19 protein-coding genes are annotated in these 18,989 nt (G+C 66.6%); 10 read left to right on the top strand and 9 right to left on the bottom strand.

From position 1 onward, the window contains the following. Positions 1–213 precede the first annotated feature (213 nt). The 6 genes from G6N55_RS16645 to G6N55_RS16620 are packed head-to-tail and all read left to right on the top strand — an operon-like array spanning position 214 to position 6,488. On the top strand, positions 214–1,563 hold the full coding sequence (locus G6N55_RS16645; RefSeq protein ID WP_085222263.1) for an amidohydrolase family protein: 1,350 nt from the start codon (positions 214–216) through the stop codon (positions 1,561–1,563). 2 nt (positions 1,564–1,565) lie between these two features. Then, complete coding sequence (locus G6N55_RS16640) at positions 1,566–3,905, top strand: CaiB/BaiF CoA-transferase family protein (protein WP_085222264.1); 2,340 nt, start codon at positions 1,566–1,568, stop codon at positions 3,903–3,905. 1 nt (position 3,906) lies between these two features. Beyond that, on the top strand, positions 3,907–4,236 hold the full coding sequence (locus tag G6N55_RS16635; protein ID WP_085222265.1) for a hypothetical protein: 330 nt from the start codon (positions 3,907–3,909) through the stop codon (positions 4,234–4,236). Positions 4,237–4,260: 24 nt separating this feature from the next. Further along, positions 4,261–5,421 (top strand): thiolase family protein, encoded by a 1,161-nt coding sequence (locus G6N55_RS16630; protein WP_085222266.1) that lies wholly within the window; start codon positions 4,261–4,263, stop codon positions 5,419–5,421. Continuing rightward, positions 5,418–5,834, top strand: coding sequence for a Zn-ribbon domain-containing OB-fold protein (locus G6N55_RS16625; RefSeq protein ID WP_085222267.1), 417 nt, complete (start codon positions 5,418–5,420; stop codon positions 5,832–5,834). The genes G6N55_RS16630 and G6N55_RS16625 overlap by 4 nt, the downstream gene beginning before the upstream one ends. Positions 5,835–5,840: 6 nt before the next feature. Further along, complete coding sequence (locus G6N55_RS16620; RefSeq protein ID WP_085222268.1) at positions 5,841–6,488, top strand: MarR family transcriptional regulator; 648 nt, start codon at positions 5,841–5,843, stop codon at positions 6,486–6,488. On the opposite strand, the gene fadD1 is transcribed toward G6N55_RS16620, so the two are convergent. The 4 genes from fadD1 to G6N55_RS16600 all read right to left on the bottom strand — a co-directional run bounded on the left by fadD1 (position 6,485) and on the right by G6N55_RS16600 (position 10,613). Next, the gene (gene fadD1, locus G6N55_RS16615) at positions 6,485–8,068 is read right to left on the bottom strand and encodes a fatty-acid--CoA ligase FadD1 (RefSeq protein WP_085222269.1); all 1,584 of its coding nucleotides are present in this window, start codon (positions 8,066–8,068) and stop codon (positions 6,485–6,487) included. The two genes, G6N55_RS16620 and fadD1, sit on opposite strands and share 4 nt — an antisense overlap. 45 nt (positions 8,069–8,113) lie before the next feature. Further along, on the bottom strand, positions 8,114–8,935 hold the full coding sequence (locus G6N55_RS16610) for a sugar phosphate isomerase/epimerase family protein (RefSeq protein WP_085222270.1): 822 nt from the start codon (positions 8,933–8,935) through the stop codon (positions 8,114–8,116). Between the two features lie 19 nt (positions 8,936–8,954). After that, entirely contained in the window at positions 8,955–9,716 is a 762-nt protein-coding gene (locus G6N55_RS16605; protein WP_139826888.1) for an SDR family NAD(P)-dependent oxidoreductase, read from the bottom strand. 66 nt (positions 9,717–9,782) lie between these two features. Further along, a complete protein-coding gene (locus G6N55_RS16600; RefSeq protein WP_085222272.1) occupies positions 9,783–10,613 on the bottom strand; it encodes an alpha/beta fold hydrolase in 831 nt (276 codons plus the stop codon). A gap of 68 nt (positions 10,614–10,681) precedes the next feature. On the opposite strand from G6N55_RS16600, the gene G6N55_RS16595 reads away from it, so the two are divergent. Beyond that, positions 10,682–11,296, top strand: a complete 615-nt coding sequence (locus G6N55_RS16595; RefSeq protein WP_085222273.1) for a TetR/AcrR family transcriptional regulator — start codon at positions 10,682–10,684, stop codon at positions 11,294–11,296. A gap of 207 nt (positions 11,297–11,503) precedes the next feature. Here G6N55_RS16595 and G6N55_RS16590 read toward each other — a convergent pair whose 3' ends face one another. Continuing rightward, a complete protein-coding gene (locus G6N55_RS16590; protein WP_085222274.1) occupies positions 11,504–12,448 on the bottom strand; it encodes an extracellular catalytic domain type 1 short-chain-length polyhydroxyalkanoate depolymerase in 945 nt (314 codons plus the stop codon). Between the two features lie 76 nt (positions 12,449–12,524). Here G6N55_RS16590 and G6N55_RS16585 point away from each other — a divergent pair, with 76 nt between their 5' ends. Next, positions 12,525–13,004: a MarR family winged helix-turn-helix transcriptional regulator gene (locus tag G6N55_RS16585; protein WP_085222969.1), complete on the top strand. Its 480-nt coding sequence runs from the start codon at positions 12,525–12,527 to the stop codon at positions 13,002–13,004. A 49-nt stretch (positions 13,005–13,053) separates the two neighbouring features. Then, positions 13,054–13,638: a hypothetical protein gene (locus G6N55_RS16580; protein ID WP_085222275.1), complete on the top strand. Its 585-nt coding sequence runs from the start codon at positions 13,054–13,056 to the stop codon at positions 13,636–13,638. 22 nt (positions 13,639–13,660) lie between these two features. On the opposite strand, the gene G6N55_RS16575 is transcribed toward G6N55_RS16580, so the two are convergent. After that, entirely contained in the window at positions 13,661–14,473 is an 813-nt protein-coding gene (locus tag G6N55_RS16575) for a PaaX family transcriptional regulator C-terminal domain-containing protein (RefSeq protein WP_139826848.1), read from the bottom strand. Between the two features lie 60 nt (positions 14,474–14,533). Between G6N55_RS16575 and G6N55_RS16570 the strand changes: the two genes are divergently transcribed. Further along, complete coding sequence (locus tag G6N55_RS16570; RefSeq protein WP_179968076.1) at positions 14,534–15,727, top strand: aromatic ring-hydroxylating oxygenase subunit alpha; 1,194 nt, start codon at positions 14,534–14,536, stop codon at positions 15,725–15,727. Positions 15,728–15,729: 2 nt separating this feature from the next. On the opposite strand, the gene G6N55_RS16565 is transcribed toward G6N55_RS16570, so the two are convergent. The 3 genes from G6N55_RS16565 to G6N55_RS16555 all read right to left on the bottom strand — a co-directional run bounded on the left by G6N55_RS16565 (position 15,730) and on the right by G6N55_RS16555 (position 18,949). After that, complete coding sequence (locus G6N55_RS16565) at positions 15,730–16,491, bottom strand: HD domain-containing protein (protein ID WP_085222277.1); 762 nt, start codon at positions 16,489–16,491, stop codon at positions 15,730–15,732. A gap of 23 nt (positions 16,492–16,514) precedes the next feature. Further along, positions 16,515–17,330 (bottom strand): polysaccharide deacetylase family protein, encoded by an 816-nt coding sequence (locus G6N55_RS16560; protein WP_085222971.1) that lies wholly within the window; start codon positions 17,328–17,330, stop codon positions 16,515–16,517. A 236-nt stretch (positions 17,331–17,566) separates the two neighbouring features. Further along, positions 17,567–18,949, bottom strand: coding sequence for an alpha/beta hydrolase-fold protein (locus tag G6N55_RS16555; protein WP_085222278.1), 1,383 nt, complete (start codon positions 18,947–18,949; stop codon positions 17,567–17,569). Positions 18,950–18,989 lie beyond the last annotated feature (40 nt).

The raw sequence follows: 18,989 nt of genomic DNA, 5'->3' as shown, positions 1-18,989 counted from the left end.
ACGATCCGGCAATCTCAGACCCCGGCACGCGTCTTATGCGTATGGACTATTAGTCACTGATTATCGAATTGGGTGGACGCGGTTGCTTGTCGCGACTCCAGCGGTATATTACTGCTGTTATCGCCACTGTGACTTCCCAGAAGCAGCAACGGCGGGCGTTGACCCTGTGACTGAGATCATTGCCTACTAGTCGCTCTATTCGAGGAGTGCGGCATGAATAAAGACGATCTGATCCTGATCAGCGTGGACGATCACATCGCCGAGCCGGCGGACATGTTCGACGCGCATGTTCCGGCGAAGTACAAAGAGCTCGCGCCGCGGGTGGTCATGGAGCCCGACGGCGTCCAGCAGTGGTATTACGGCCAGGTGCGCGGGCGGAACATGGGCCTGAACGCCGTCGCCGGCAAGCCCCGCGAGATGTACAACATCGACGCCTCACGCTACGACGAGATGCGGCCGGGCTGCTTCAACGTCGACGAGCGGGTGCGTGACATGAACGCCGGCGGTCAGCTGGCGGGTTTGAACTTCCCGAATTTCACCGGGTTCTCCGGGCAGGTTCTCAACCAGGGCCCCGACCGCGACGTCAACTTGGTGATGATCAAGGCCTACAACGACTGGCACGTCGACGAATGGTGCGCGGCCTATCCGGGGCGCTTCATCCCGTGCGGAATCCTGCCTTTGTACGACGTCGCCGAGGCGGCCAAGGAGGTCAAGCGCCTGGCGGACAAGGGATGTCACGCGGTGACATTCTCGGAGAACCCAGAAGCGTTGCAAATGCCCAGTATTCACACCAAGTACTGGTATCCGTTGTTCGAGGCGGTCTGCGAGAACAAAACGGTGCTGTGCACGCACGTCGGCTCCGCGTCCCGATCCCCGCAGGTGTCGACGGACGCTCCGCCCAGTGTGCAGATGACGGCCTCGTCGATGATGAGCATGTTCACCTTCACCGAGCTGATCTGGGCCGAGTTCTGGGCAGACTTCCCGCAACTGAAGTTCTCGCTTACCGAGGGCGATGTCGGCTGGATCCCGTACTTCCTATGGCGGGCCGAGCATGTCTACAACCGTCACTCGGGCTGGACGCTGGCGACCTTCCCGCCGGGCTACGAAGGGCCCAGCGACGTGTTCAGGCGGCACTTCTACACCTGCTTCATCAGCGACAAAGTCGGTGTGCGCAACATGGATTGGTTCAACGAGGACATGCTGTGCTGGGAATCCGACTTCCCGCATTCTGACAGCAACTGGCCGTTTGCGCCCGAGGACATCATCGAGACGATGGGTCACCTCGACGATGCGGTCATCAACAAGATCACCCACGAAAATGCGATGGCCGCATACTCTTTCGACCCGTTCCGGTACATACCGAAGGAGCATGCCCGGGCCGGCCAGCTGCGCGCGCAGGCGACGGATGTGGACGTGGTCACCCACGTCGGCCGCCAGGCCAGCCAGCGCGACCGTGACGCGTGGACGCGGATGACGCAGTTCGCTCTGCAACAGCGCGACGCCACGCCGGTGACGGCCGAGGTGGCCGGCATCGCCGGCCGCGCTACCACGCTGGGCAATTGAGCGTGGCGGCCCAGGCACCGTTCGCCGACTGGCGTGTGCTGGAGCTGTCCAACGGGATCGCGGTGTCCTACTGCGCCAAGATGTTCGCCGACGCCGGCGCCGACGTGGTGAAAGTCGAATCCCCGCAGGGTGATTCGATGCGCGGCTGGTCGGCCGGTGGCGAGCCGGGGGCGCTGTTCGGCTACCTGGCGGCGGGCAAGAAATCGGTGGTGGGTCACGACGACGCCGAGGTCACGGCGCTGTTGGCCGGCGCCGACGTGGTGCTCACCGACCTGACCGACGGATGGACACTCGACGACATCACGGCGCACACCGGCTGGTCGGCGGTTGTGGTCGCCGTGACACCGTTCGGCACGACGGGCCCCTACGTCGACGACCAACTGGTCGCCAACGAGTTCATCCTGCAAGCGTTGTGTGGCTCGATCTCCGGCCGCGGCTGGCCGGGCGACGAACCGGTCCAGGCGGGCGGCCGGCTGGGGGAGTGGTTGGCGGCTTCGTTCGCCGCCCCGGTCGCGGCCGCCGCGGCCCGGCACGCCACCCGGGGTGGCCGCGGCGAAGTCATCGACGTCTCGACGTATGAGGCCATGGCGATCGCGATGGGCGGGCTGTCCGCCATGTCGGCCAGCGTCCTGGGCGCGGATTCCCTGCTGCACCAACGCAGCCTGGAACTGCCGTCGATCGTCCCCACGGCCGACGGCAATGTTGGCTTCTGCACGATCACCGCGCAGCAGTTCCAGGATTTTCTGATCATGATCGATCGCGCGGAGCTGGTCGATGACGCCGAGCTGGCATCGTTTGTCGGTCGAGTCGAGCGCCGCGACGAGTTCCTCGACATGGTGACGCAGTGGACCCAGACCCGGACCACGCAGGAGATCGTCGATCTCGCGGTGGCATTCCGCATCCCCGTGGCGCCCATCGGCTCCCCCGCCACACTGCCGATGGTCGATCACTTCGTGGAGCGGGGCGTGTTCGTCCAATCCGAGATCGGGGTGCTGCAGCCGAGGGTGCCGTATCGCAGCGACGCCATCGCGACCCGCCCGCCCGGGCTGCCTCCGCTGCTGGGCGCCGACAACGGCCGGGTGCATTGGCCGCCTCGCCCCGCCCGTCCCAATCTCGCTGAAGCGAGCACACTTCCGTTGTCCGACATCCGGATCACCGATTTCACCGCGTTTTGGGCCGGGCCGGTCGCCACCCAATTCCTCGGTACGCTGGGCGCGGACGTGATCAAGCTCGAGGGTGTTCGCCGCGCCGATGGCATGCGGTTCTCCGCGGGCCGCCCACCCGACTGGGACCAGTGGTGGGAGTGGGGCCCAGTCTTCTTGTGCAGCAACAACAACAAACGCGGCATCAGCGTCGAGCTGAGCACCGACGCCGGCCGGGCGTTGGCGCTGGAGCTCATCGCCGCGAGTGATCTGGTCATCGAGAACTTCTCCCCGAGAGTGATGGAAAACTTCGGCCTGCAATGGGATTCGGTGCACGCGGCCAATCCGCGCGCCGTCATGGTCCGGATGCCGGCGTTCGGCCTCGACGGCCCGTGGCGCGACCGCGTCGGGTTCGCACAGACGATGGAGCAGGCTACCGGCATGGCGTGGATGACCGGGCATGCCGACGGGCCGCCGGTGATTCCGCGCGGCGTGTGCGACCCGATCGCCGGGTTGCACGCCGCCTTCGCGGCCGTCGCGGCGCTGGTGATCCGCGACCGGGACGGGACCGGCATGCATGTCGAGTCCACGATGGTGGAGTCGGCGCTCAATGTCGCCGCTGAAATGCTGCTCGAACACTCCCGCAACGGAATCCAGATGCGCCGAGAGGGAAATCGGGGCCCCGGCGCGGCTCCGCAGGGCGTGTATCGCTGCCAGGGCGACGACGAATGGGTCGCACTCGCCGCGACGAGCGATGTCGCACGCGCCGGTCTGGCCGCGCTCATCGACAAGCCCGAACTCGGAAACGAGGAGGCCGGGTGGCGGGAGCGCGCGGACGAGATCGACAAGCTGCTCTCGGACTGGACCGCGCGACGCCCGGTGGGCGACGCGGTCGCCGTGCTGCGCGCCGCGCAGGTGCCCGCGGCGCGGGTCACGGAGGCCGCCGCGCTGCTGAGCGACCCTCAATTGCTCGCCCGCGGATTCTGGGAAACGGTCGATCATCCCGTCGCCGGCTCGTTCCGTTGTGTCGGAATGCCTTTCACGTTCCTTGGCAAGCCCAGGCGGTGGATCCGGCACGGGGCACCGTTGTACGGGCAGCACACCAGCGAAGTGCTGGCCGGCGTGCTGGGCCACAGCGAAGAAGAGCTGGCGGAATTGCGCGCGGCGGGCGCAACGAGCGTGCGGCCGGCAGGGTTGTGACATGGCCGTCACGCTGTGCGTGCCGCCGCGGGTCGGGGAGCTCTGCGCGCCGGTCCGTTTCCTGGTGCGGCAGGACTCGGTCGTGATGGAACTGACTGCGCGCCATCGGATCACCAGCGTCGAGTGGGACGAACAGGAGCGTGCGGTGGCGATGGTCGTCGAGATCACCGACCCGCAAACCGCGCGGCCGGTGGATGTGCGCATCGACGTGGTCGATGCCGGCACGCCGGCCGTCGATGCGCGCACCCGGACGATCGGCACGGTGCTGCGCGACGGACGCCAATACGACGTCCTGGGAACCTATCTCGGTGTCGTCGCCGATGAGAACTGAAGGGCCGCAACGAATGGAGCACGGGTGAGCGCGACGAAACGAACCGCCGCGATCGTCGGGGTGCACAACACCCGGCAGGGCCGGCGCCTGGACGGCGAGACCTCGCGCGGGCTGGCGATCAAGGCGATCCTGGGCGCACTCGACGACGCCGGGCTGAGCCTCGACGACGTCGACGGCATCAGCGCGAGCCCGAACTCGACCTCGTTGATCTACGACCTGCGGATCGGCCCGGCGTGGCAGGGCCTGGCCTTCGGGGTCGGCATGATCACCGAGGCGGTCACCGCGATCGAGCACGGCATGGCCGACGTCGTGGTCCTGGTCGCCGCCCAGGCCGGCGAGTACCGCGACCACGAGGCCACGGCGCCGTGGACCAGGCCCGAGAACGAATTCGTGGCGCCGTGGGGAATGTTCACCACCGCCGAGTTCGCGCTGATCGCCCGGCGGCACATGCACGTCTACGGCACCACGCGCGAACAGCTGTCCATCGTGGCGGCGACCATCCGTAACAACGGCTCCCAGAACCCCGAAGCCGTTTACTACCAACGGGGTCCGTTCACACCCGACGACATCACCGCGTCCCGTCCGATCGCGGACCCGTTTCACCTGCTCGATTGTGCGACCACCTCCGAAGGCGGCTGCGCACTGGTGGTGGCGAACGTCGACAAGGTCGATGTCGCCAGCCGGCCGGTCTACGTGCTGGGCAGCGGCGCGGACTTCCATGGCCCGTCCTATCAGCACCCACCGGCCTGGGACCTCGCCGGCCGCCGCGGTGATCACGTGAACGGTGTCGTCGGCCGACGCGCGGCCGAAGGTGCGTTCCGCCACGCGGGAATTCGGCCCGACGACGTCGACGTGCTGGAACTCTATGACCCGTTCTCGTTCGAAATCATCCGTCAGCTCGAGGCTTTCGGCTTCTGCGGCGAGGGCGAAGGCGGACCGTTCGTCGCCGACGGCCACATCGCGATCGGCGGCAGTCATCCGATCACCACCGATGGGGGAACGATGTCCTTCAGTCATGCCGGTGCCAATCCGCAGATGATGCAGCGCGCCGTTCGGGCCGTCCAGCAGTTGCGCGGCCAAGCGGGTGCGCTGCAGGTACCCGACGCGCATATTGCGTTCTGCAGCAACGGCGGAGCGGGTGCCTTGTTCACCACGGTGCTGATCGTCGGGGATGAGCCACGATGACCGCGTTGCAACCGCAGACCGGTCCGCTGCCGCACGCAAGCAGTCACCTCAGCGTGCCGTTCTGGCAGGGTTGTCAAGCAGAGGAGCTGCGTTACCAGCGCTGCGATGCGTGCGGTCGGGCCAACTTCCCGCCGACCGAGCACTGCCGCCAATGCCTGTCGGCCGAATTGCAGTGGATCAAGAGCGCCGGGGCCGGCGAGATCTACAGCTGGACAGTGGTTTACCGACCCGTCACGCCGGAGTTCGAACCGCCCTACGCGCCCGCCATCATCACGCTGGACGAGGGCTATCAGATGCTCACCAACGTCGTCGGGGTGGCGCCCGAAGAGTTGGCGATCGGGATGCGGGTGCGGGTGCAGTTCCATGTCGTCGGCCCGGACGTCACGCTGCCCTATTTCACCAGTCCGAAGTAGCCGGTCGTGAGTCCCCTGCGCAGCACCAACGGTCTACCGGTAACGGCGTACCTGGTGCTGGGTGTACTGGCGGCCAACGACGAACAACTGACCGCCGGCGAGATCAAGATGCGCGCCGAGCTGACGGTCGGCCACTTCTACTGGTCGCCGTCGGTCAGTCACGTGCGGCGCGAACTCAACCGGCTGCTCGAGTGGGGGATGGTCAGCGAGATCGCCGCTCAATCCGGCAAGCGTGCGATCACGTTGTACGAGACCACCGATTCCGGGCTCGACGCGCTTCGCCGGTGGGTCCAGCACTATCCAGGCGACGATCAGGTCGTCATCAAGCACCCCGTCATCTTGCGAACCTGGCTCGCCCGGGGCGAGGACCCCGAACGCGTCGTCGACACGCTGGATCGGCATCTCGACGCCACCCGGGCCCGGCTGGACGAGGCACTGTGGTCGCGGCAGCGGTCTCGCGACCTCGGCATCACCGACGATCCGGATCAGCGCTTCTCGTTCGCCGTGCTGGACTACGCGATTCGCGGGTTGTACGCGGAGATTTCCAACATCGCGCAGCTGCGCGACGAGATCGCCAGCGGCACTGGCAGAGACCCCGTCAATCGGGTGTCACGGGTGAAGGGGCAGATCCGCCGTCGGGCCCCCAGGAACTAGCCGCGTTCGGCGTAGGCGGTGCCGCGTGGTTCGCGCACCCATAGGGTTTCGCCCTCGGCGATCGCCGTTCCCTGGGCGATCAACTCACGCTTGAGGACCTTGTGCGTTGCGGTGCTGGGCAATTCGGTGGCGATACGCACATAGCGTGGGCGCGCCTTGGGGGACAGGTCGGGCTGCTGGCCCAGGAAGGCTTCGAATTCCCCGGGGTCCAGGGTTTGGCCCTCGTTCAGCACGAGAGCGGCCATCACCTGATCGCCGACGTGGCCGTCCGGCACGGCGTACACCGCCACACGATTGATCACGCTGTGGCGCAGCAAGATTCGTTCGATCGGGGCGGCGGCCATGTTCTCGCCGTCCACCCGCATCCAGTCCGCGGTGCGGCCGGCGAGGTAGATCCATCCGTCGGCGTCGCGGTAGGCGAGGTCGCCGGACCAGTACATCCCGTGCCGCATGCGTTCGGCGTTGGCGGCAGGATCGTTGTAATAGCCGGTGAAGAAACCCGATCCCGCGGTGTTGACCAGCTCGCCCACCGCTTCGTCGGCGTTGGCGAGCGCGCCGCTGGCATCGAAGCGGGCCACGGCACACTCGGTGATGGTGTCGCTGTTGTAGATCGCGATGCCGTCGATGCCTTTGCCGATCGAGCCCTTCGGTGTGCCTTCTTCGCGGATCACGATGACCGCGTTCTCCGTCGAGCCGAAGCCGTCCTCGACCTGGACCCCGAACCGGCGCCCGAATTCCTCGATGTCCTTGTCGTTGGCCTCATTGCCGAACGCCACCCGCAGCGGGTTGTCCGCGTCGTCGGAGCGGGCGGGGGTGGCCAGGATGTAGGCCAGCGGCTTGCCGACGTAGTTCATGTAGGTCGCGCCGTAATTGCGGACATCGTCGAGGAAGTTGGTCGCCGAGAACTTCGCCGGGACAATCGCGGCGCCGGAGCACACCGCGGGCGCCCATCCGGCCACGACGGCGTTGGAATGAAACAGCGGCATGGACACGTAGCAGGTGTCCTGTTCGGTGAGGGCGAAACGCTGGACCAGGTTGGTGCCGGCGAACATCGCCATCAGGTGGGAGACCTGAACTGCCTTGGGATTTCCGCTGGTTCCCGAGGTGAAGATCATCATGAACGCGTCGGTCGCTTCGACCTCCCGATGTGGAACCAGTTCGCCGGCAGCACCGATGAATTCGGCCCACTGTGGTGTCGAAATGTCGAAGATCTGCGTGCCCGCGAGGTCCAGGCCGTCCAACAGCGGCCGGTGTTCGGCGTCGGTCACCACGAACTGACAGTCGGCCCGGCGCACGTCGGCGGCCAGCGCCGCACCGCGCCTGGTGTTGTTCAGGCCGCACAGCACGTAGCCGCCCAGCCCGGCCGCCGCCATCTGGTTGAGCATCTCCGGGGTATTGCCGAGCAGGGCGCCGACGTGCAGCGGTCGCTGCGGATAGGCGGCACCGATCAGGGCCGCGGCCCGCGCGCTGGCCTGCTCGAGATGTTGGCTCCAACTCCATCGCAGGTCACGGTGTTTCACGGCGACATTCGGATCCGACAGGCGCCGTCGCAGGAATGCCTGCATGGTGTCGTCAGCCATCGAGATTCACCCTCACTCTTACGAGACGAGACGGTCCGTCTTATCTTAGCCGGTCGAACTGTCCAGTAATTCACGCGCCGCCGTCACACAGGGCCGCAGGCGTTCCATGGGTCCGACGCCGGACTCGGCCAGGGCACGCATCGGAATCTCCAGCCCGACCACCACATCGGTCGGCACCGCTTCGAGCATGTCGGCAAGTGCCAGCTCCCCGGCGCCCGGAGGCATCCGCTCGTACATGGCTTCCTTCAGATAGGACGTTGTCGTGCGCGGTTCCCGCGTGGTGTCGCTGAGCTGTAAGTAGCCGATGCGCTCGGCCCCCAGTTCGCGTAGCTCGGCGGCGCCGTAGCCGGAGCGTCCCCAGTGCATCGTGTCCACCGTCGCACGCACGCCGGCGCCGCCCACGTGCTCGATGGCGGCCCGCACCGCGGGCAGGTCTCCGATGGTCAGCCCGGGCGCCATCTCGATCGACGTCGCGATGCCGCGCGCGGCGGCCATGGTGGTCAGCGTGGCCAGTTGGTCGAACGTGCGGCCGCGGTCTTTGTCGAAGCTCAGGGTGTTGATCGCCGCGGTACCCAATTCAGCCAGGACGTCCAGGTCGCCGGCCAACTCCGACACGTCGGCGCCCGGCATGATCACCATGCCCTCGCCCAGCGAGATGCTGACGCCGCGCTCGTGAAGCGCCGTGCGCAGGTCGCGCCGCAGCCGCACATCCTGCTTGAGCGAGAATGCCGGATAGCCAAGGGATTCCAATGGACGCCCGACCAACGTGGTGGAGATGTATCGGCAGCCGAGGTCGGCGGCCAGATGGACGAACTCGACGGGCGGTAGCCCGAAGACGCTGATGAATTCGATGCCCAACTCACGCATGAGCGCGTCCGGCGGTTCCCTACCCGCCCACCATCATCAGGCCGCCGTCCACCGCCAACAGCTGCCCGGTGATGAAGCCCGACCCCGGGCCGGCCAGGAAAACCAGCATCGGGCCGACATCGCGCGCCGGATCTCCCAAGGTTCCACCGAGCGGAATCATCATCTGCATCTGCTGATCGATCAGCGCGGCGGCGTCCGGCCCCAGGAAATCGCGCAGCCGGTCGGCGCCCGGCGTCTGTACCGCGGGTGCCAGCGCGTTGACGGTGATGTGGTCGGACGCCCAGGCCTTGGCGGCCGATCGCGTCCACGCCTGCACCGCTCCCTTGGTCGCGGCGTAGACGGCCGAAATCGGGCTGCCCATAATGGCTTCGGAGGATCCGAAGTTGATGATCCTGCCGCCCTTGGGATCCTGATCTTTCATCACCGCATATGCCGCCTGATTGGTCAGGATGGTCGCCTTGACGTTGGTGTCCAGCAGGAACGAAATGTCGTCGGCGCCGACGTAGCCCGGTATTCCGGCTTGCCAGAGTCCCGCGGCATTCACCAGGACGTCGAGCCCGCCGAGCGTCCCGGCGGCCTGTCGGACCATCGCCGAGACGGCGTCGGCGTCGCGCACATCGCACTGCATCCAGCTGGCAGCGAGGCCCTCCGGTGGCGGCGTGCGGTGATAGGTCGCGGCGACGTCGGCCCCCGCCGCGGTGAGAACTCCGACGGCGGCCGCACCGATTCCGGTCGCGCCGCCGGTTACCAGGATCCGTCGGCCGTTGAGCGCCTGAGTCACGTCTGACATGGCCGAAACGCTATACGGCCAGCGCAGCCGCGCCTACACCGCCTTGTGAGGCAGCGCCTAGGCGCGCACCGCGATCGTCGACAACAGATCGGCGAGCCGGTCCGGTTGGTCCACCATCGAGAACGTCCGGGCACCCTCGATGACCTCGAGGCGGGCGTTCGGGATGGTGGCGGCCAGTTTCTCGCCGTCCGCGAGTTCGAAGAACACGTCGTCGCCCGACCATGCGATGAGCGTGGGCTTGTCGAATTCGGGCAACCGGGCCGCGACGCCGGTGGTCACCTCGGTGCGCATCGAGAGCGAAAGCTGGCGCAGGTCCTCGGCGATGGCCGGATCGGATAGCCCTGAGCGCACCCAGATCTCGGTGAGATCGTCGATGTTGCGATGTGCCAGGCCGTCGAATGCGCGCTTGCGCGCGGCCGGCACCCGCATGGCTTGGGCCACCGCCTTGAACGTCGTCTTCGACTTGGCCGCCAGGATCACCGGCTTGAGAATCGGCGGCGGAAAGTGTTCGAACGCATCACAACTCGTCAGCACCAGCGCACCGAGGCGCTCCGGATAGTGCACCGCGACCAGTTGCGTGACCACTCCGCCGGTGTCGTTGCCGACCAGCACCACGTCCTCGAGGTCGAGGGCGGCCAGCACATCGGCGACGATGCGGGCCACGCCGTAGATGGTCCGGTCGGCCCCGGGGCGCAGCGGTTCCGCATGCGCGCCGAGCGGCCAGGTCGGGGCAATGCACCGCAGGCCGCGCTCGCTCAGCTTTTGGCTGACGCCGCGCCAGAGTTCTCGGCCCATCATGTAGCCGTGCACGAATACGACTGGCCTGCCGTTTTCGGGTCCGGTTGCTTCGTAATGGATGGTCCCGGCACTAATGTCGATCGTCGACATGGATAACTCCTACTCAGGGATGTGCATTTACAAACAGGCTGTCTGTTCGTAAGTTACCAACAGGTTGTATGGAAAGCAAGAGACGGACTCAGGAAGAGCGCTCCGCGGCGACCCGCGACGCGCTGATCTCGGCTGCCCGCCGGCTATGGGGCGAACGGGGCTACGCGGAGGTGGGCACCCCGCAGATCGCCGCGGCCGCGGGCGTCACCCGCGGGGCGATGTATCACCAATTCGCCGACAAGGCAGCGCTATTCGCAGAGGTCGTCGAGGTGGTGGAACAGGACGTGATGGGCCGGATGGCGACCATCGTCGCCTCGTCGGGGGCAACGACGCCGGCCGATTTGCTGCGCGCCGCCGTCGACGCCTGGCTCGAGGTTTCCGGTGATCCCGAGGTGCGCCAGCTGATCCTGCTGGACGCGCCGAGCGTGCTGGGCTGGGCGGGCTTCCGCGATGTCGCTCAGCGGTACAGCCTGGGGATGACCGAGCAGATGCTCACCGAGGCGATCAAGGCCGGCCAGCTGGCGCGCCAACCGCTGCGACCGTTGGCGCACGTGCTGATCGGCGCGCTCGACGAGGCGGCGATGCTGATCGCCACCTCCGACGACCCGAAGCGGGCCCGCCGCGAGACCCGTCAGGTGCTGCACCGATTGATCGACGGGATGCTGCACAACCCGACGGGCTGACGGATCGTGGGGGGCGATGAACCCTCGTTCGAACAACGCGCGCAGTGGGCGGGATGCGTTGTGCACACCGGAGCTGCAGCGATCTTCTCCGTTGAGCCGAAAACTGCGTGATCTCAATATGATTGACCAGCATGGATTGACCAATCGGCGAGTGTGGGAATGGGCCGGCGGACTCTACTTCGGTAAGCGTCCGCCGTACCCCGCCTACTAGCGGTGGTTCTCGGCGAAGAACTGCCAGATCGTGCCGGTGGCGTCGAGCGCCGTGGACGGCGCCGGAATCCCGCCGACCCGCTCCGCAAGTGGGCTCGGCTCACCGCCGGGCCATTGATGTCCCGCGCCGGCGACCGAGATCAACTCCACGGTGTGCCCGCCCGCACATCCGGCCGTTTGGGTCGTCACGTCCCCGGCCGTCGTGGAACTCGGTGAACCACACGCGTCGATGGCACGCCAGGTGGCGTTGACCGCTTCCGCCGAAGGGCCGTCCACGCGCGGATTTCCGTTGGCGCCGGACGCCTTACCGGGGCCGCCGTTGTACGGGACCCGGTCGTCGGCCGTGCCGTGAATCTGCAGAACCGACGTCGGCCGCGCCCCGGCGCAATCCGTCAACAGGGTCCCCGCGACCGGAGCGATCGCCGCGAAGGTATCGCTCTGACAGCCCAGCCGAAGCGCCATCATCGCGCCGTTGGACATGCCGGTGACATAGATGCGCGCCCGATCGATCGGGATCTCCTGTTCGATCGCGGCGACCATCGCGGTGATGAATCCGACGTCGTCGACGTTCTCGCGGTGCGGCTGACCACAGCACGTGCCGGCATTCCAGGCGCGGTTGAGACCGTCGGGGTAGGCGACCAGGAAATGACCGCCGTCGGCCGCGTCGTCCCAGTGGTAGGACCGCTCGGCCTGAGCGCCGTTGCCGAAGCCGCCGTGCAGCATCACCACCAGCGGGACGGCATCGCCCAAACCTTGCGGCCGGTACAGATGGAAGGTCCTGCTGACCCCGCCCGACTCGATGCTCTGGGTGGATTTCCCCACCGGGATCGACTGAGAACCGGGTGTTCCCAACGCATGTCCGCCGCCCACGCATCCGCCGAGCACGATGACCAGGGTTGCCAGGACGCACACGCTCAACGTGCGCAGGTAGCCGGATCGCATGACGCCATCGTGGCACCCGCGGCAATATTTGACAAGTAGCTTGTCAATCTCGACGCGAATGGCACACTCTGTGTTCATGCGACGTCTTGTGAATGCCGAGTGGAAGCCCACCGTGCCGGCGCTGGTGAATCTGGTTGCCGCATCGGGTGCACCGCAGCTGCGAGCGGCGTTCGCCGCGGCCGGGCTGGACGGGATCCGGCCCGCACAAGCGGTTGCATTGGTACCACTGGCGGTCGGCGGACTGCATGCGTCCGCGCTGGCCGACCGGCTTCGGGTGAGCCGGCAGGCGGTGGCCCAGGCGGTGGCGGCCTTGGAGCGACACGGCTACGTCACCCGCGTGCCCGACCCCGGCGACGCCCGAACCCGAATCATCGAGCTGACCGCGCGTGGTCGGCGGGCGCTGCGGGTAATGCGCTCCAACGCAATCGAATTGGAGAAGCGATGGCAGCAGGTGCTGGGGGAGCAGCGGCTGGGTGAGTTTCGCGAGACGTTGGTGACGCTGTTGTCGGCGGAATCCGGCGAATCGGGGCCCGGTGCCGAACGCCCTTCCGGCTAGGGGACTAGTGACCCTAGCTCCGGGTGGCGCCGGCCTCGAGAATTGCACCATGGTTGGCGCCGCCGAACGCATGGTCATCGAGGCTTCCGTTCCGGCGTTCGATGCGATGCTCGTCGAACATGCGGTGGTGGCCGCCGACGTGCCGGCCACGTTTCGGGCGGCCAGGTCTCTGGACCTGCTTTCCGTACGCACGCCGCTGCTGGCGGTGTCGATGTGGCTGCGCGGCTTACCGGAGCGATTGCGCGGCAAGGCCGCCCCGCCGCCGCCGCGACTCCTGGTCGCCGAGGGCGTCGGGCTGCCGGGCTGGCTACTGCTCGGCGAACGACCGGACCGCGAGATCGCCTTCGGTGCGGTGGGGAAGTTTTGGCAGCCGGTGATCGAGTGGCGTGACGTAGCGTTGGCGGATTTCGCCGCGTTCGCCGAGCCCGGCTGGGGAAAGATTGCCGCCAACTTCTCGGTCGCGCGCTATGGGGAAAGCCACACACTGCTCAGCTACCAATGCCGAACCGCGACAACCGATGTGGAGTCGCGCCGCCGGTTCCTGCGGTACTGGTGGCTGATACGGCCGTTCGTCGCGCACATCATGCGCGCGACCCTGAAGACGATCAAGGCCGACGCAGAATCGCGGCGATAGGGTGGGACAGCCAAGTTGCCGGTCATGAACCGCGGAAGGCGGTGTTCATTCGCCGTTTGTATGCATCGTCGAACCGGCGGTAGGTGGTGCGCAGCGCGTGCCCCGGCCAGCGCTTCGGAATCAGCTCTACGGGTAGTTGCGGGTCGAGCTGGAGGTGCCGGACCACGGCGATCGACAACGCGAAGTCGTAGGTGAAGCTTTCGGTCGAATCATCGCGTGTGCTCGTGGTGGACGCGGCGTTCATCGCGTCGATGAGCGCCCTGGCATCGTTCGCCCACTCCTCAAGGGAAAACAGCGCTCGCAACCTGTCCGGGGTGATGTCGGTGGCGGCGCCGTGAAAATGGGTGCATTGTCGATCCAGCACCTCCCGCGACGCCGGAAGCCGTTGCGGGTCAAGGTTGTCCGGGCGTATCCAGACGCCGTCCCGAAGCTCCGCAAGGTGCAGCGCCATTGCTGATTTCCTCAGCTCGAGCCGAGCGGCGGCCGACCGGCGATCCAGCGAGACGATCGCCAACTCCCATGTACCGTCCCATCGGGAGGTAACGGCGTCGTCGCCGCGGGATGCTTCGTCTACGCGCAGGCGCCGCTCCAGCAAGCGGCCGGCCAGCGCGTAGCTGCCGTCGTCCCCGGTGAGCTCGCCGTTGGAAACCATCCGCCACAAACAGGTGCGGGCGGCACCGGCGCTGATACCGAACAGGCCGGCCACGGCAACCAGCTCCGCGACCGTGAGGCGAGCATGGTCGGATCCCAACAATGCCGACGCGAGCACCGAGCGTGCGCTGAGCGGCCGGCTGTCCAGCAGATCGCTGATTCGAGACTCGGACACGGCGGGCACGTGCGCAACCGTATCACCAAATGATTGACGCGTGACGTCCGTAGTGTGATACTGGCGGGCATGAGCTCCGCCACCAGGCTGCTCGTCGCAGACGACGTGGAAATCGCTCGGCGCATCCTGGCGCATATCGACGCCGGCACCACCGACGAGGGTGAGAGTTGGCGCGAGCCGGTCGAAAACTACTTGAATCCAGGCAGATTCGCGGCGGAACTGCGGATGTTACGCTCGATGCCGAGTGTTTTCGTTCCCGCTGCGACCATCCCGAACCCCGGCGATCACGTCGAACGAATCGCATTCGGCGTGCCGCTGTTCGCGGTGCGTGGGCGGGATCAGCGGGCCCGGGTGTTCCGCAATGCATGTCGGCATCGGGGATTCGCCCTTGTCGAGGCGGCCGGATGCGCCCACGCGTTGGTATGCCGCTACCACGGCTGGACGTATCGTCTGGACGGCTCGCTGTCACATGTGCCGCACTCCGACGCATTCACCGATTTGGACGTGTCCACCCGCGGTCTGGTCGAGGTCCCCAGCCGCGAAGTCGATGGCCTGATCGTCATCGGTCCGCTCGACTCCGCTGACGTGGGCCGGCAAGAGTCCGCCGACGACGCGATGGCGTGGCTGACCGACGGAAGTCCGTGGCGGGACAAGTTGGTCCCGGCCGAGCGACTCATCCTGGTGGACTCGACGCTGCGAGCAATGAACTGGAAGGTGCTGGCCGAGCAGTTCCTGGAGGGCTATCACATCCGTTCGACGCACAAAGACACCTTTTTCCCGGTGCAGTACGACGATCTCAATGTGGTCGAGAGATTCGGACCGAACAGTCGAATCACGTTTCCGTACCAAAACATTGAGCGGCTTCGCGGACGCCCGGAAAGCACCTGGACGACGGATGCCCGGGTGACGTATCTGTATCAGCTGTTCCCCAACGTCATGTTGGCTACGTTTCCGGACGTAATCGCCGTGGTCGTGATAGACCCGGTGGACGTCGGCCACAGCACGGTCACCACCTATTCGATGGTCAGGCCCGATGTCGCCGCTCGGGTCTCGCTCAGTCCGACCGACAGGCTGGTCGGCGCGGGTAGCTTCATCGAGCGCGGTTTGGTTGAAGACAATGAGATGTCGGCGGGGGTACAACGTGGCTTACAGTCCGGTGCAAACGAATTCGTGGAGTTTGGACGTCATGAGAGCGCGATCGGCCACTTCCATGCCACTCTCGATGAGCGCCTGGCTGCCGCTTCGGCAGGCACTCCCGACTGACGTCAGGAATCGAATGGCGCTAGCCGCACGGCCAGCGGCATTCCGCAGCGAACGAGTAGCCCGAAGCGTCCCGCCGGTACCGCCGCGGCCTCCGCACGGATCATGCTCACCAGTTCGCGTTTGAAATCGCCCCGCGGATGACGCCGTAGGACCTCGGCGACGTTGCCCGGCGCGATATCCCAGACCCGCAGTCCGGCGCCGTCGACCATCGCTCCCCATTGCAGATAGCAGCCCATCGCGCCGTCGGCATCGACCGTGATTCCCGGTGTCGTATGCACACAGATACCGTCGGCGAGCAGATCCGCGCGTTGGTCATCCACGCCCGCGGTCCGCGCGCAGGCGAACATCCGCTCGGCGCTGCCGAGGGTGAAATCGCGCCCCGCCGTGGGATTTACGATGCCGTAGTCGTGCAGCAGCGCCCCGCAGTAGAACAGCTCGTCGTCCAGCTGGTAACCGTCGACGGCCGCGAGTGCATGCCCGAACAGCCAGGTGCGGTAGGAGTGCCCCAGCAGGGTCGGCGGCAATTCCGCGCCGGCCTGCTCGGCCTCGCGCGCGAACTTCGAATCCGGTACCCGCAACGTGTCCAGGTCGACGCGGGCGGCCGCCTCCGGAATCCGGCCCAATGCGAGCTTGACCCGTCCCACCGCGTTCGTCCACTGCCCCACCGCGATCGCGATCAGCAGGCGGCGCCGCTCGGCACCCGAGAGCCGGCCACCGGTCCGACGCACCCAGCCGAGCCCGCCAAGCCGCTGTGGATCGGGCATACTCGCGGCCAATCGTCTTGTCGTTAAGGCGTTCTGATGAAGACGTCGTTGAGCGTGACGGTGCGCAGGTTCCGCTCACGGATCGTGTCGATCAGTTGCGGATAGACGTGCGTGACGGGCAGGTGATTGAGATGGCCGATCACGATGTTCTGCGGAGTGAAGTACTCGTCGATCATCTTGAGGATGTATTCCTCGGTGATCAGCGTCGAGTCCGATAACGATCCAGACCACAGGGTCGCGACGGTGTAGCCGAGTTCGTTCGCCACCGCGTCGACGGCGCCGTTGTGCTTTCCATAGGGCGGCCGGTAATACGGTTTGGCGCCGACGCCGTAGGTCTTCTTCAGGAACTCGTCATTGCGCTTGAGCTCCTCTTCGACCCTGCTCTGCGGCACGGACGTCAGGTCCGGGTGCGACCAGGTGTGGTTGCCGAGCTGAATCTGCCCGGACTCCACCAGCGGACGCAACAGATCCAGGTTGTCGGTCCAGGAGTTGTAGATCCCGTTGACGAAAAACGTCATCCGTGCGCCGGTGTCCTTGGCGAGCTGCGTGTAGGCCCGCACGACGTCGCTGTTCACCCCGTCATCCAGGGTCAGTGCGAGCAGGTCGCCTTCGCCGGGAATCGTCGTCAGCGCGCCGCCACCCGGTAGCGGGATCCGGGCACTCAGCGGCGGGGGCGGCAACAAGCCGACCGGCGACGGGGCGAGGGGGCCGGATGTCGGGGCCGCATCGAGTGGCACCTGAGCAAAAGTTCGCGGTTGCGGGTCGACAATCAGGCGAGCGGCGCCCACGGCCGCGACCGTGGCCGCGGCCAGCGAGCCGAGGAATCGACGGCGTTTCATCTCTTCCATGGCACGGCCTCGGTCGAACGGCCAGGCAACTGGTTTGCGGTGCGGCGGCTGACAGGCGGGCCCGCGTACGGGCTGCCTACCTTGCCAAACTTCGCGACCACAGCAGCGAACCGTACCATTTCCAGCCCTAATATGTCGGTTTCGTTACGGGAGGGTCAGCTGTGAATTCTCGACGAAAAAGGCGTGGACCTGCAAAGGTCACGATGCGGTCACGACGCGCTATCGGATCAGTGCGGTTCTCCGCCGCCCCGTTGCGGCAACTGGGCCGGCTCCACATTCGGGGTCCCCAGCGTCGAGGCGAGCCAGGGCAACGCTGCATCGAACGCCTGGGCGGCGAATGGCCAGTCATGTTTGCCCGGCTGGGTCACCACCGCGCAGCTGATCCCGTTGGCCTCGGCGATGGTGCACAGCGCATGAGCGGCCGCGTCTTGGCCCTCCGGATTGGCCGCGGCGGTGCTCCCGAGGGCGGGGTTGGCCGCCTGCGCGACACTGTGCGCACCGGGCGGGGTGGGGATGTCGAACCACCCCGACAACCCGGTGTAGCGGCCGTGCCGGGTCATCACGGTGAGCGGGTCGTACTCCGCCCAGGCGGCGGTGTTGCCGCCGAACAACTCGGCGATGGTCTGGTCCTTGCTGCCGATGTTGGGCCGGAAGTCGCCGGCGATGTCCACGAACGCGCTGAACAGTTCGGGATGCATGACGGCCAGGGTGACGGCGCAGGTACCGCCCATCGACCACCCGGCGACACCCCAATTCGCCCGGTCGCCGCTGACGCCGAAGTTCGAGACCATGAACGGCACCACATCTTTGGTCAGGTGATCGGCGGCGTTGCCGCGGCTCCCGTTGACGCATTCGGTGTCGTTGTCGAACGAGCCGGTGGGATCGGGGAACACGAAGACCGGGGCGAAACCGTGATGGCGGGCGGCAAAGCCGTCGATGGCGGTGAACGCGCCACCGGGCCCCAGCCAGTCGGACGGCAGGTTGAACGCCGAGCCCAGCATCATGACCGTCGGCAGCCGCGGCGGCGGGTTGGAGTTGAACCAGGCCGGCGGCAGGTAGACGAGTTCCTGACGGTGCGGAAAGTGGGATGCGTCGGAGTCGATGTTGACCGGCACGACGACGCCCTTGTCCGGCCTGGTGCCCGCGACCTGCATCGCGGTCACCTGCAGCCGGTCGATCTGGTCGGGCAGCGGCGCGGACGTCAGCTGATTCCATGCGGCGAGCACGGTGGGGAAGTAGCCGACCCACAGGTTCAACGACATGCCCGCGCACAACACACACAGCGGGACCGCAAGGAACGCGAGCCCGCGACGCCACCAGCGGGCGCTCTTCCAGCCCAGCAGCAGCACCGTGGCGGTCAATCCGCTCATCGCGATCCACAGCCACAGCGACTTCGGTGCGGGGTCCCCTGCTACGCCGAGCGAGGCGATGTACCAGTACGCCAGCGCGGTGACGGCGATCGCCGCGATCAGCGCCACCGGCAGCGCACGCTTCCACCAACTCGGCTTGCGCCAGTCGATGACGATCAGCGCCACGAGCAGGGCGAGTGCTTGCGTCGCGAGTGGCAACCAGCCGTGCAGCAGGGACAGTTGTCCGAGGAATCGGGGCAAACGTGCAGACCTTAAAAGCTATGGAAACCGGTTGGCCAGA

This window comes from Mycobacterium florentinum, from assembly GCF_010730355.1.
Taxonomy (GTDB): domain Bacteria; phylum Actinomycetota; class Actinomycetes; order Mycobacteriales; family Mycobacteriaceae; genus Mycobacterium; species Mycobacterium florentinum.
This window is presented reverse-complemented; position numbering and strand designations above follow the sequence as displayed.

What these genes read in the sequence shown, in the direction of transcription:
- G6N55_RS16560 (WP_085222971.1), bottom strand. Translation starts at nt 17,330, where the DNA reads ATGAAACGCCGTCGATTCCTCGGCTCGCTGGCCGCGGCCACGGTCGCG.
- G6N55_RS16645 (WP_085222263.1), top strand. Translation starts at nt 214, where the DNA reads ATGAATAAAGACGATCTGATCCTGATCAGCGTGGACGATCACATCGCC.
- G6N55_RS16580 (WP_085222275.1), top strand. Translation starts at nt 13,054, where the DNA reads ATGGTTGGCGCCGCCGAACGCATGGTCATCGAGGCTTCCGTTCCGGCG.
- G6N55_RS16565 (WP_085222277.1), bottom strand. Translation starts at nt 16,491, where the DNA reads ATGCCCGATCCACAGCGGCTTGGCGGGCTCGGCTGGGTGCGTCGGACC.
- G6N55_RS16635 (WP_085222265.1), top strand. Translation starts at nt 3,907, where the DNA reads ATGGCCGTCACGCTGTGCGTGCCGCCGCGGGTCGGGGAGCTCTGCGCG.
- G6N55_RS16585 (WP_085222969.1), top strand. Translation starts at nt 12,525, where the DNA reads ATGCGACGTCTTGTGAATGCCGAGTGGAAGCCCACCGTGCCGGCGCTG.
- G6N55_RS16610 (WP_085222270.1), bottom strand. Translation starts at nt 8,935, where the DNA reads ATGCGTGAGTTGGGCATCGAATTCATCAGCGTCTTCGGGCTACCGCCC.
- G6N55_RS16595 (WP_085222273.1), top strand. Translation starts at nt 10,682, where the DNA reads ATGGAAAGCAAGAGACGGACTCAGGAAGAGCGCTCCGCGGCGACCCGC.
- G6N55_RS16590 (WP_085222274.1), bottom strand. Translation starts at nt 12,448, where the DNA reads ATGCGATCCGGCTACCTGCGCACGTTGAGCGTGTGCGTCCTGGCAACC.
- G6N55_RS16570 (WP_179968076.1), top strand. Translation starts at nt 14,534, where the DNA reads ATGAGCTCCGCCACCAGGCTGCTCGTCGCAGACGACGTGGAAATCGCT.
- fadD1 (WP_085222269.1), bottom strand. Translation starts at nt 8,068, where the DNA reads ATGGCTGACGACACCATGCAGGCATTCCTGCGACGGCGCCTGTCGGAT.
- G6N55_RS16625 (WP_085222267.1), top strand. Translation starts at nt 5,418, where the DNA reads ATGACCGCGTTGCAACCGCAGACCGGTCCGCTGCCGCACGCAAGCAGT.
- G6N55_RS16600 (WP_085222272.1), bottom strand. Translation starts at nt 10,613, where the DNA reads ATGTCGACGATCGACATTAGTGCCGGGACCATCCATTACGAAGCAACC.